General features: G+C 54.3%; 13 protein-coding genes. 9 read left to right on the forward strand and 4 right to left on the reverse strand.

The genetic code is table 11. The features are described 5' to 3' along the window. Position 1 precedes the first annotated feature (1 nt). The 3 genes from dnaN to Q0H23_RS06410 all read right to left on the reverse strand — a co-directional run bounded on the left by dnaN (position 2) and on the right by Q0H23_RS06410 (position 4244). Entirely contained in the window at positions 2–1105 is a 1104-nt protein-coding gene (gene dnaN, locus Q0H23_RS06400; RefSeq protein WP_293814876.1) for a DNA polymerase III subunit beta, read from the reverse strand. A 238-nt stretch (positions 1106–1343) separates the two neighbouring features. After that, positions 1344–2918, reverse strand: a complete 1575-nt coding sequence (locus tag Q0H23_RS06405) for a DnaA/Hda family protein (RefSeq protein ID WP_293836780.1) — start codon at positions 2916–2918, stop codon at positions 1344–1346. Positions 2919–3125: 207 nt separating this feature from the next. Beyond that, complete coding sequence (locus Q0H23_RS06410; RefSeq protein WP_293836782.1) at positions 3126–4244, reverse strand: ATP-binding protein; 1119 nt, start codon at positions 4242–4244, stop codon at positions 3126–3128. Between the two features lie 550 nt (positions 4245–4794). Here Q0H23_RS06410 and rpmH point away from each other — a divergent pair. The 9 genes from rpmH (at position 4795) to Q0H23_RS06455 (ending at position 10090) form a co-directional block, all read left to right on the forward strand. Next, entirely contained in the window at positions 4795–4929 is a 135-nt protein-coding gene (gene rpmH / locus Q0H23_RS06415; RefSeq protein ID WP_073296806.1) for a 50S ribosomal protein L34, read from the forward strand. Between the two features lie 7 nt (positions 4930–4936). Beyond that, the gene (gene rnpA, locus Q0H23_RS06420; protein WP_293836784.1) at positions 4937–5257 is read left to right on the forward strand and encodes a ribonuclease P protein component; all 321 of its coding nucleotides are present in this window, start codon (positions 4937–4939) and stop codon (positions 5255–5257) included. Beyond that, positions 5254–5496, forward strand: a complete 243-nt coding sequence (gene yidD, locus Q0H23_RS06425) for a membrane protein insertion efficiency factor YidD (protein WP_293814883.1) — start codon at positions 5254–5256, stop codon at positions 5494–5496. Before rnpA ends, yidD begins: the two co-directional genes overlap by 4 nt. A 26-nt stretch (positions 5497–5522) precedes the next feature. Further along, the gene (locus tag Q0H23_RS06430; RefSeq protein WP_293836786.1) at positions 5523–6284 is read left to right on the forward strand and encodes a YidC/Oxa1 family membrane protein insertase; all 762 of its coding nucleotides are present in this window, start codon (positions 5523–5525) and stop codon (positions 6282–6284) included. Between the two features lie 75 nt (positions 6285–6359). After that, positions 6360–6911 carry a R3H domain-containing nucleic acid-binding protein gene (locus Q0H23_RS06435; protein WP_293814886.1) on the forward strand — a complete coding sequence of 184 codons (552 nt, stop codon included), beginning with the start codon at positions 6360–6362 and terminating at the stop codon, positions 6909–6911. Between the two features lie 323 nt (positions 6912–7234). Beyond that, positions 7235–8146 (forward strand): 16S rRNA (guanine(527)-N(7))-methyltransferase RsmG, encoded by a 912-nt coding sequence (gene rsmG, locus Q0H23_RS06440; RefSeq protein ID WP_293836788.1) that lies wholly within the window; start codon positions 7235–7237, stop codon positions 8144–8146. Between the two features lie 39 nt (positions 8147–8185). Then, the gene (locus Q0H23_RS06445) at positions 8186–8986 is read left to right on the forward strand and encodes an AAA family ATPase (RefSeq protein ID WP_293836790.1); all 801 of its coding nucleotides are present in this window, start codon (positions 8186–8188) and stop codon (positions 8984–8986) included. Then, complete coding sequence (locus tag Q0H23_RS06450) at positions 8979–9857, forward strand: ParB/RepB/Spo0J family partition protein (protein WP_293836793.1); 879 nt, start codon at positions 8979–8981, stop codon at positions 9855–9857. The genes Q0H23_RS06445 and Q0H23_RS06450 overlap by 8 nt, the downstream gene beginning before the upstream one ends. After that, complete coding sequence (locus Q0H23_RS06455; RefSeq protein WP_293836795.1) at positions 9845–10090, forward strand: hypothetical protein; 246 nt, start codon at positions 9845–9847, stop codon at positions 10088–10090. Before Q0H23_RS06450 ends, Q0H23_RS06455 begins: the two co-directional genes overlap by 13 nt. Before the next feature lie 144 nt (positions 10091–10234). On the opposite strand, the gene rlmN is transcribed toward Q0H23_RS06455, so the two are convergent. Further along, on the reverse strand, positions 10235–11296 hold the full coding sequence (rlmN, locus tag Q0H23_RS06460; protein ID WP_293836797.1) for a 23S rRNA (adenine(2503)-C(2))-methyltransferase RlmN: 1062 nt from the start codon (positions 11294–11296) through the stop codon (positions 10235–10237). Between the last annotated feature and the right edge of the window lie 143 nt (positions 11297–11439).

Below are 11439 nucleotides of genomic sequence, written 5' to 3' on the forward strand. Positions count from 1 at the left end.
GCTACATCCGCACGGGCATGAGCAGGTACAGGTAGTTGATCTTCGAGTAGCTCTTGAAGACGCCGGGGCGCATCTTCTCCTGGAGCTCGAGCGTGACCTCGCTCTCCTGGTTAAGGGCGCTCACGCAATCGCCGACATAGCGGTAGTTCATGCCGATGGAGTTCGACTGGCCCTCGACGTCAACAGAAAGCTGCTCGCGAGCATCGCCCTGATCCGGCGAGGTCGACGAGAGAAGCATCTGGCCGGAATCGGCGTCGACGTCGAGCCTCACGGAGGAGTTCGACGTGGCGATGGAGCTGACGCGGCGCAGGGCGCCGGCGAGGTCCGCGACCTTCACCTTGACGGAGGTCAGGCACGTCGACGGGATCAGCTTCTTGTAGTCGGGGAAGGTGCCTTCGATGCGCCTGGAGACATAGGTGGTGTTGCCAAACACGAAGATGACCTGGTTCGCAGTGCTGCCGATGATGATCGTCGGGGACTCGCTGGGAAGCGACAGGACGTCGTGGAACACGGTGCCGGGGATGATCATCTCGAAGGTTCCGTCGAGAGAGGAGGTCTCGACGTTGGTGTCGCACACGACGAGACGATAGGAATCCGTGGCAACGAGACGCACGAGGTTCTCCTCGACGTTGAGAAGGACGCCGGCGAGGATCGGGCGGCTCGTGTCGCGGGAGGTCACCTTATAGACCTTGTCGACCATCTCCGAGAGGATGTTGCAGGGCAGCTCGACCGAGCGCTCCATCGCGATCTCCGGAAAGCTCGGGAAATCTGCGGCGTTCAGGCAATTCAGGTGGAAGGAGCTCTTGTCGCACGTGAGGTGGATGGTGCCCTCTCCGCCATCAAAGGTAACGGCAGAGTCCGACAGGTTCTTCACGACGCTCGTGAGCATGCGCCCGGAGATGACCGTCTCGCCCTCCTCCTCGACGTTGGCGGCGATCTTGTGTCGGATCGAGGTGTCAAGATCGGAAGCCTGCATCTCAAGCGTTCCACCGGAGGCCTTCATGAGGATGCCTCCGAGAACGGGAATGGTCGAGTGAGTGGCGATTCCCTTCGAGACGATGGAGAGCGCCTTGGCAAGGGATGACTGGCTGACGGTGAAACGCATGTGTCTCTCCTATCTATATCTATTTATATATAGATATACATGTTAGTAATGGTAGTAAGGCGTGTAGAAACGTAGAAAACTTCTTAACAGTGCTGGTAGACGGCTTATTTCGCTGGTGCATTCACAGGTGATAGAGAACCTGAGTTATCTACAGAGAATAGCGGCTGAAATTCTTTCAACATTTTGACCCCAGTTTTCCACCATCCTCTACCACCTTTCGACATCTCATTGTCGAATGCTAGGAGCTCGCCATCAGGTCCTCCTTGAGGCGCATGATCTTGTCATAGACGATGCGGTCCTCCGTGCGTCGCTCCTCGACCCACTTGAGGCTGTGCTTTACCGTCGCGTGGGTGCGGCCACCAAACCGCTCACCGATGTCCGCGAGGGTCGAGTCCGTGAGCTCTCGCGCAAGCCACACGGCGACGTGACGTGGTTCCATGAGGGTCTTGTTGCGCTTGTCTCCCACGAGGTCCGTGTGGGTGACGTTGTACCTGGTCTCAACGAACTTCTGGATCTGCTCGATCGTGAAGGTGCGCGTGTTGGCGCCCCATTTTGCCTCGGCGATCTTCGTGATGTCCTCACGCGTGAGGGGAGACCCCCCGCGTTGCCTGTTGGCGGCCTCGAGGATGCAGACCTGGCAGAAGCTCTTGATGGTGCGAATGGACGCGCCGGAGCGCTCCGCCATGAACTCAAGGTCTTCTTCCGTGAGATCGCCATCGTAGGCGGCGTCGCCCATCTCTCGCGCGAAGTCCTTCATCCTCTTATAAAAGGTCCTGAGGAGGCCGAGTTTGAGCTCGTAGTTTGGGACCTGGATGGAGATGGTCACGCCTGAGTCGAGGCGGGTGGACACACGCTCCTCGAGGCCGAGCTCGATGGGGCTCTTGTCTGCTGCGAGCACGATCTGCTTGCCGTGGCTCGTGAGGAAGTTGAAGGTGTCAAAGAAGAACTGAACGGATCCCGCCTTCGAGCGGAACCCCTGAATGTCGTCGATGATGAGGACGTCGACGCCGTGGTAGTTGTCCGTGAGCGCCTGCTTGACGTCCTTCGTGGTGTCCACCATCGCGGTGCTGTAGTCATTTACGAATTCCGTAGCGGTTCGATACACGCAGACGCGTTCCGGGTCGTTGACGGCGAGATAGTTCTGGATGGCCTTGAGTAGGTGAGTCTTACCCATCCCCGGGCCGCCGTAGATAAAGAGAGGGTTATAAGCGTGGCTGCCGTTGGCGACCGCCTTTGCCGCCTGGAGAGCCATGCGGTTCTCCTCGCCCTCGATAAACGTCTCGAAGGTGAGCTCTGAATCCTCGGGTGCAATGTCTCCCACGAGGGGATTCTTCCGAGGAGCCGCCGACGCGGGCGTAACCTGTGTCGCGATGGGCTCGGCGGATGGATTCATCAGGCGCTCGAGCTCCTCGCGCGAGATGGTCGTCTGTGTCTGGTGGATATGAGGCATGGGCGCTGGCGCGACTTGGGACGCAGGCGCTTGAGGAGCCGGTGCCTGTTGCTGCGCAGCGCCGGGACGAGAAGCGGACGGGTTGCCGGAAGGTGCTCCTCCTGCCAGCGTCACGCACACGTTGAAGTGCTGGAAGGCCGCCCTTTCGAGGGCGTCTTCGATGATCGGTGCGTTTCTCTCGACGTTGCGCTTCACGAACGCGCCCTTGACCGAGATGGTCAGGGTGTCCTCCGTGAGGTCCTCCGCCGTGCAGCTGCGAAGCATGGCGAGGGTGGCGGGCGCCATCCCCTCTTCTTCGAGCATGTTCGTCACGTCGTCCCAGAGGATCTGGGCATCTGACTCTTGGGTTGAGAGATCACTCATTGTGCGTGGATCCAAACTGTCTGGACGGCGGGTCGCCGCCCTTCTCCCAAAATGTTGAAAACTCATTATATGTGAGCTTTGAGCTGAGGTGGAGCAAGTGTTGAAAACTAATTCGGACGGCGGTGAAACTCTGATGTCACCGCCGCCCGAAGCGATCCGATGCTGTTTGGGGAGACGATCGGATATCCCCGTTGGCTCACCGGTTTTCTACTGCTGGATGAGCGTCATGCCCATGTTCGTGAGGAACCGCTTTTGCCCCCTCTTGGCGACTATGCCCTGGTTCTCCATCTCCCGAAGCTGGCGGCTCCAAGTTGCGTTTGATCCGCCATATGCCGCCACGAGGTCGACCACGCCCACGCTCTCGTGCTGGGCGAGATAGGCGATGACTTGCTGCGCCCTCTCGCTGAGAGGTTCCGGATGCATTTGCTGCTGCCAAGGCATTTGCTGCTGGTAGGGAGCCTGTGGCATTCCCTGGGCGTAGGGGTAGTAGCCCTGTGGCGCGCTCTGCGCTGCCGGCCAGGCCCCGGCGCCCCATGGTTGGGGCATCTGTTGCGGATAGCCTTGCTGGTATTGGGGCATCCCCTGCTGCTGCGCTTGCGGCTGGAACTGCCCCATGCCCTGCTGTGGATAGCCCATCATCTGCTGGGGATACTGTGCCCCTGCCTGCTGGGGATACTGTGCCTCTGTCTGCGGAGGATATTGCTGCGCGCCCTGCTGCCATCCTTGCTGATAGGGATTCTGCCCGGGTGCTGCCGCCATGCCCTGGGGCTGTTGCCAAGCCTCATTCGCCGCCTGCATCGCAGGCGCAGACCCATTCGCGCTCTCATTGGGCATCGAGATCGTCACGATGGTGCCGCAGTTGATGTTGTCTTCGATGGTGAGCGTGCCGCCGTGGTCTTCCATGTATTGCTGGGCGTAAGGAAGGCCCGACCCCACACCTCGAATGTATTTCTTCATCTCCTCCGTTGCGGAGCTGGTTCCGTATTCGAGTGCGCGGTCCTTCTCGCGGATGCCGGGTCCCTGGTCTGAGAAGCGGATGGTGTTTCCGCCATCGAGGATGGAGACGGTCGGCTCCTTGAAATATGCGTGGACGAGGTTCTCAACAACCTCGCGGATGACCGTGAACGAGATCTTGCCGCCCTGCTCCTTGGCGAGGTGCGTGACGGTCGCGGTGATCTCCTCAAGATAGGAGCGCACGTCCGACGGTTGAATGACGACCACCCTCGGCGTTGCCGCGGGGTCATCGAAGATGGCGATTCGTGTGGGATTGGTGACGACCTCGCCAAGTTCGGGCGAGGTGGAGTTTTCCACCTTGTCTGCTCCCACGCCTATTTCCGTTGGCCCTTCTCCTACGAAGGGATAGAAGGCATCTGCCATCTTTCATCCATTTCTTTCACGGCCCTAGCGGGGCTTTTCATGCTCTTTCAACAAGATTCCAACAGATGATGAAAACTTGCACAAGCTTTTTTCCACCAACCGAAAGTTGTCAACATCTGACGAAAGATTGTTGATAACCTGCGATGACAAACCTCAAGCTGCTCGTGAAATACCTTGTCTACAGGCAAAATGTTTCACGTTGCACTGTTGATTATTTCATCCTTTGCGGATGATTTCCGCCTATTTCTGAAATGTTTGGCAACAGATTTTCTCCTCATGAAAGGCAGATCGAAAGCGAACACAAGGTCTTGTTGTTGCGCCCCTGGCGGACCTCACCCGTTGTGGTTTCGTGGCCAAGGCGTGCAAATGAGGTGCTTTTCTGTGGGATAACCTCGCAATTTCCCAATATTCAAATTGACATCACGTAACCCACACCCCTACAATCGGAGAGCTTGACTGCTAATGCAGTGATGAGATTTGTCACTCAGGAGGAACCACTATGAAGCGTACGTACCAGCCCAATAAGCGCAAGCGCGCCAAGTGCCACGGCTTCCGTGCTCGCATGGCCACCAAGGGCGGCCGCGCCGTTCTCGCCCGTCGCCGTGCCAAGGGTCGCAAGAAGCTCACTGTCTAGGACATTCATGGAGACCATCAAGTCCAAAAGGGATTTTGAGAGGGTCTTCCGTGGTGGTAAGCGGCTCAACCATCCTCTCGTCAGACTCACTGTGAGTCCTGTCGAGGGAGATGGTGTGGGCCGCGTTGCCTATGTCGCTGCAAAGAAGCTCGGATGTGCGCCGCATCGCAATAGGTGCAAGCGTGTACTTCGAGCTGCGGCGGCGGAGGCGGGTTTTCCGCCAGAGGGCTTCGATGTGATTCTTTTCTCGACGCCAGCGACGTACGAGGCCACCTCTCACGAGGTTGCCGCGGTACTTGCAAAGCTGAGGAAGAGAATCAACGCATGATTACTGCGGAGAAGGATGGGCAGGGCTTTATCGCCTGTTGCCTCATCCGTTTCGTGAAGGCATACAAAAGATATGTCTCGCCCATCCTTCCTCCGTCATGCATCTATGAACCAACCTGTTCTGAGTACGCCATAGAGGCACTTCGTCGGTATGGCGCACTCAGAGGTGGTTGGCTTACCCTGTCGCGTCTTGTCAGGTGTAATCCTTTCCACAAAGGCGGCTATGACCCCGTCCCGTAAGGACGGAACAACTGGAGGTACTTCCCATGTGGGATGGAATCATCTACGTCATTGCCCAGATCCTGACGTTCATTGCGAACCTCGTCGGTGACTGGGGCCTGGCAATCATCATTCTTACGGCCATCATCCGTATTCTGCTCACCCCTCTTACCGTGAGCTCGACGCGCTCGATGGCCAAGATGCAGGTCCTGCAGCCGAAGATGATGGAGATTCAGGAGCGCTACGCGGATGATCCCCAGCGCATGAACCTCGAGATGCAGAAGTTCTACAGCGAGAACAAGTTCAACCCGCTGGGTGGCTGCCTGCCTACGCTCATTCAGATGCCCGTGTTCTTCGCTCTCTTCTCCGTCCTTCGTTATCAGATTCCCTCGAGCGCGTGCTTCTATGGCATCTTTGAGTCCCTCGCCCTCTCACCGAACGGCGCCGTTCTTGAGCTCGGCTGGGCTGGGGCTTGGCTCTACATCGTGTTCGACCTTGCCTTTGGTGTCCTGACGCTCGTTCCGATGCTGCTTAACCAGCAGGCTACCGAGTCCATGCAGGGTCAGCAGACCAAGATCATGGGTATCGTTATGGCGCTCATGATGATGTGGTTCGGCTGGTCCGTGCCCATCGGCGTTGTTCTTTACTACGTCACCTCTTCTGCTTGGGGCGTTGTCCAGCAGGTCTTCATCACTCGTAAGGTGACCGAGAAGGCTAAGGCCGAGGAGGCCGAGCGTCTGGCTAACCAGCCGGTGAACATCAACGTCGTTCGCCGTGAGCGCAAGCAGCGCCCGCACAAGAAGTCCTAGGTCTTACGACATATATCCGTGCAGGTCGCGCATCCTCGTTAGAAGATGCGCGACATGTCTTATCTGGAGGTAAACATGAGCGAGGAGATTGTGGAGACCGTCGAGGAGTTCGACGCCATCCGCTCCGCCTACGAAGAGACAGGCGATCTCACTGATGACCAGGTAGATAAGGTCGCAGACGCTGCGATTGAGATTCTTAGGTCTATTCTGGGGTGCTTTGGAGAGAACAATAGTTCGATTGATGAGTACGACGGCGACGAGGGCGAGCTGATTCTCGACGTCAACGGCGGTAACCTCGCCATTCTCATTGGTCGTCACGGTGTGACTCTCGATGCTCTTCAGGTTGTCTTCTCTTCCATGCTTTCCAAGAAGATTGGCTTCCACTATCCGATTGTGGTGGATATCGAGGGCTATAAGAGCCGTCGTCGCGATAAGGTTCAGTCTGTCGCTCGCAACGCCGCGTCAAAGGCCCGCAAGAATGGCCGCGCTGTAAAGCTTGCTCCGATGAATGCCTATGAGCGTAGGCTTGTTCACCTTGCGCTCCGTGGTGATGACTCAATTACCACGCATTCTGAGGGTGTCGATCCCGAGAGATGCGTTGTAATTACTCCGGTCAAACAGCAGTAAGCTGTATTTGCATAGGTTCTCATTGAGGGAGGCTTCGGCCTCCCTTTTCTTTTATCGAACGAGTATGCATTTGGATTCGTGCCCCTGATCTCGTGATCGCATCACTGAGATTATTGAGTTCGCGCGTCGTGTCTATATGTATCAGCTTCAGATGCTCCTTGTCTTAACTTCCTCGCGAGGCAGTATGAGAAGCAATCTAATTCTGTATACAGGTTCACTCGCTCAGCACTTCCTATCTTCCTGGAAGATAATTGGATGATCTTCTGCCTCATGTTTGATGGATTCCAAATCGAGCTAATCGGCTTTGATATCTATGGAAGATATTGTCGAGTGGCTCATCTATCATTGGAACTATTGATCATCTCCCTCTAATGACAAAACTTCTTGGTTCGGGAAGTTTTGTCATAGATTGGATTCATCCTATGGTTGCTTCTTGGAATGAGTTTGAGAATCAGGCCTGGCTCGATTCTCAACTTTCAATTCGAGGCTCTGAGAGCGTTTCTCAGGCTATAAAACAACTTCTTGCTATGACTGATGCGTATGACATCAAACTAGGCCTTAGAGAAGCTTCTATGGCCGTACGACACCTTCAGCTTATGCTTGCTAAGAATGAGTGCGTGAATCTCACAGCTATTAAAGAACCAGAGAAGGCACTCGTCCTTCATAGCCTTGACTCTCTTCTATTTCTTAAGGTGCTTCAAAGTCAAAACCTTCTACTTGATAAAAATCAGAAATTTCTTGATATGGGTACTGGCGGCGGTTTTCCCGGTCTTACTCTTGCGTGTTGCCTGCCGTGTCAGGTAACGCTTTTGGATTCGGTCGGTAAGAAGGTAAAAGCCTGCTCTGAGTTTGCTGACGATTTACTTCTCTCGGATCGTGTCCAGTGTGTACATGGCCGTCTTGAGGAATATGCGAAGGTTATTCACGGTTCACAAGATGTGGTTGTGGCACGTGCTCTTGCACCTCTCGATGTTCTTCTTGAATATGCCGAACCTTATCTAAAGAGAAATGGTTATCTCGTATTTGGCAAAGGCATGCCTGATGTGGAAGAGCTTTCTAAGGCAGAATATGTCTCTTCCCTACTTGGTTATTCGAATGTTTCACGTGAAACATTCGAACTTCCTAACGATATGGGTCACAGAGAGATATTTGTCTATCAAAAGACATCTCGTAGTAAGGTAAAGTTACCTCGTAAGAATGGCGAAGCGCGAAACAACCCCCTGGCAAATCGCTAGTGTTTCACGTGAAACAATTGACTCAGAGAATGGAAAGCTATGGGATATAAAGATGTAAAACGCAGTAATCCAAGCAAACCATCCCATGTCCTGGCGATTATCAACCAGAAGGGTGGCGTTGGTAAATCGACAACCGCAATCAACCTCTCCGCAGCACTTGGAGAAGAGGGTAAGAAGTGCCTGGTTGTTGATTTTGATCCCCAAGGGAATACAACCAGTGGTTATGGCATAGACAAGGAAGAGCTTGAGCACGATATTTATGATGCTCTTCTTGATGGTTACGAATTTAGTGAGCTCATCGTCGGAACTCCTGAGAAAAAGGTGTTTGTTGTCCCCGCAACTATTCAATTGGCGGGTGCAGAGATTGAGCTAGTTAGCAAGATAGCTCGCGAAAGCATTCTTAAGAAGCTAATTGATAGCGTTAAGGACGAATTTGACTATGTCTTTATTGACTGTCCTCCGTCTCTCGGCCTTCTAACGATCAATGCTCTGTCTGCAGCTGACAGACTTCTCATTCCTATTCAGTGCGAATACTACGCTCTTGAGGGCGTTACAAAGCTACTTGAGTCAATGAAGCTAGTAAAGGGTAGCCTTAATAGGGAACTCGATGTATTCGGTGTCCTTATGACCATGTATGACGGTCGTACGACGCTTTCTAACCAGGTTGTTGAGGAAGTAAAGAAGTATTTTGGAAAGATAGTATTTAAGACTGTCATTCCTAGAAGCGTAAAGATATCCGAAGCTCCAAGTCATGGACTCCCCATTGCTATGTATGCAGCTACGAATAAGGGTGCAATTGCATACAGGGCTCTTGCAAGAGAGGTGATCCGTCGTGGCTAAGAAAGCAGCCCTTGGAAAGGGTTTGAATGCGCTCTTCACTGAGACGGCGGCTGAATCAGGTTCCGAACCGGAGGCGTCTCTGCCAATTGCGAGTATTGTCAGGAATCCTGATCAGCCTCGTAAGAGTTTTGATGAGACGCAGCTTTCAGAGCTGTCAGACTCTATTAAGCAAAATGGTGTTCTCCAGCCTATTCTTGTCAGGAAAAAGGGCGATAAATACGAGATTGTTGCAGGAGAGCGTCGATATCAGGCAAGCAAGCTTGCTGGTCTGAAAGAGATCCCTGCAATTGTTCGTGAAATTGATGATGCTGAGGTCTTCCAGTTAGCTCTAATTGAAAATCTACAGCGATCTGACCTCACACCTATTGAAGAGGCAAGGGGATATAGGCAGCTCCTGGATACTAAGGGACTCACTCAGGAGGGGCTAGCAAAGATTCTCTCGAAGTCTCGTTCTGCGATTGCAAACACGCTCCGTCTCATGGATCTTCCTCAAGAGGTTCAGGACTTGATGGAGGAAGGTCAGATCACGGCGGGTCATGCTCGTGCAATTCTTGCTGTGCCTACTGAGGAAGGCAGAATCAAACTTGCCCAGAAGGTTGTTGCTGAGAATCTGACCGTCCGACAGACAGAAAATCTCGCACCACTATTTTCTGTCACGCGCGATGAGATTAAGCCTAAGAATCCCGCACCTCAGTACTTTAAGAGGGCGGCGAGGACGCTGAGACAGGCTCTTGATACAACCGTTAAGGTTAAGCAGGTCCGTGGCAAGAACAAGATTGAAATCGAATTCAAGGATGAGGATGATCTTGCCCGTATCATCGATCAGCTGTCTTCCGGTTCTCAATCGCAGGAGAGCGCATGGGAAGACTAGCAAAGTCACTAAACAGCGTGATGCTGATTGGTGGAGTGACCGCCGTTGCTTGGAATCTACTCCTTGACGAGAGAGCTAAGCAGAGCGTCAGGGATGCCGCTGATCAGGTTGTCAGCCTAGGAAGTCATCTTCTCAACACGTATATGGAGCCAAACCAAATGGCGAATGATGAGGCTGCGGCCGCATATAACAGGGCTTGGATCGAGCAGCAGTGGAGAGAAGCTGGCTACTAAGGAAGGTTGACCAAAGAGCACGGTCAGAGGTCTTTGACCAAACACTCTAGTGGAAAATGAAAGGGGAGTAGAACAAAGGTTCTACTCCCCTATTTCTACTTACCTATTTACAACAGCGAACTACTTAGAGATGAGAGGGAAATCTTAAAGGTCCGCGTTGTGGCGCTGCGAAAGCTGACCGCAAGCAGCGTCGATATCGTTGCCGCGAGAGTTCCTGACGGTGGCCTCGACACCAACCTGTGCGAGCCTACGAACAAACATCTCAGCCTTTTCCTCGGTTGAGGGCTTAAGCTTCGATCCTTCGAGGTCATTGAGCTGAATGAGATTGACGTGAGACAGAGTTCCGCGGCAGAAATCACAGAGGGCGTCGAGCTCGGGCTTCGTATCGTTAACACCGCCGATGAGGGCATATTCGTACGTCGGACGGCGACCAGTGGCCTCAACATACTCGCCCATGACTTCGTGAAGGTGCGAGAGGGAGTACTTCTTCACGCCAGGCATGAGAACGTTGCGCGTCGCCTGAACGGCGGAGTGGAGGGAGACGGCGAGGGTGAACTGCTCGGGCTCCTTGGAGAAGCGCCTGATCATAGGAATGAGCCCGCAGGTAGAGACGGTGAGGTGACGGGCGCCGATGCCAAGACCATCGGAGGAGTTAAGCATGCGCAGGGCTTTGAGGACTTCGTCGTAGTTATTGAAGGGCTCGCCCTGGCCCATCATGACGACGCTGGAAGCACGCGTCTGGAAATCCTCGCTGACATGGACAACCTGGTCATAGATTTCCGTTGCGGTGAGAGAGCGGGAAAAGCCACCCTGTCCGGTGGCGCAGAAAACGCATCCCATGCGGCAGCCCGCCTGAGTGGAGACGCAAACGGCGAGCTTGTTGCGGGTGGGCATGCCAACGCATTCAGCGCGCGTGCCATCCTCATAGGAAAGGAGATACTTGCGGCTGCCATCAGCGGAGATCTGACGAACGAGTTCGGAGGTTCCGCCAAGAGAGCAGTGCTCGGCAAGCTGGGCGCGAAGGGCGGCGGGGACGTTAGTCATCTCATCGAAGGAGGTAACGTGCTTTTTCCAAACCCAGTCCTCCACCTGCTTTGCGCGAAAGGCAGGCTGGCCAAGTTCGGTGACGAGCGCGACCAGTCGATCGTGAGAAAGAGTGCGAAGGTCGAGCTTGCGTCCGGATGAGTCGGTATCATTGAAGGGCATGTCGCGGCCTTTCTGGCGTGACGAGGAATAGATTGCCGCAAATAGCAGCGACACGAGTGTATATCACGGGAGATGGAGGACTTGAGAAACCGTGCCTGTACCTCGCAATCTGCGCAGCTTTAGCGGCCAGATGGACTGGAGCG

This window comes from uncultured Parolsenella sp., from assembly GCF_934660935.1.
In the GTDB taxonomy this organism is placed as follows: Bacteria; Actinomycetota; Coriobacteriia; order Coriobacteriales; family Atopobiaceae; genus Parolsenella.

What these genes read in the sequence shown, in the direction of transcription:
- dnaN (WP_293814876.1), bottom strand. Translation starts at nt 1,105, where the DNA reads ATGCGTTTCACCGTCAGCCAGTCATCCCTTGCCAAGGCGCTCTCCATC.
- Q0H23_RS06405 (WP_293836780.1), bottom strand. Translation starts at nt 2,918, where the DNA reads ATGAGTGATCTCTCAACCCAAGAGTCAGATGCCCAGATCCTCTGGGAC.
- rpmH (WP_073296806.1), top strand. Translation starts at nt 4,795, where the DNA reads ATGAAGCGTACGTACCAGCCCAATAAGCGCAAGCGCGCCAAGTGCCAC.
- rnpA (WP_293836784.1), top strand. Translation starts at nt 4,937, where the DNA reads ATGGAGACCATCAAGTCCAAAAGGGATTTTGAGAGGGTCTTCCGTGGT.
- yidD (WP_293814883.1), top strand. Translation starts at nt 5,254, where the DNA reads ATGATTACTGCGGAGAAGGATGGGCAGGGCTTTATCGCCTGTTGCCTC.
- Q0H23_RS06430 (WP_293836786.1), top strand. Translation starts at nt 5,523, where the DNA reads ATGTGGGATGGAATCATCTACGTCATTGCCCAGATCCTGACGTTCATT.
- Q0H23_RS06435 (WP_293814886.1), top strand. Translation starts at nt 6,360, where the DNA reads ATGAGCGAGGAGATTGTGGAGACCGTCGAGGAGTTCGACGCCATCCGC.
- Q0H23_RS06445 (WP_293836790.1), top strand. Translation starts at nt 8,186, where the DNA reads ATGGGATATAAAGATGTAAAACGCAGTAATCCAAGCAAACCATCCCAT.
- Q0H23_RS06455 (WP_293836795.1), top strand. Translation starts at nt 9,845, where the DNA reads ATGGGAAGACTAGCAAAGTCACTAAACAGCGTGATGCTGATTGGTGGA.
- rlmN (WP_293836797.1), bottom strand. Translation starts at nt 11,296, where the DNA reads ATGCCCTTCAATGATACCGACTCATCCGGACGCAAGCTCGACCTTCGC.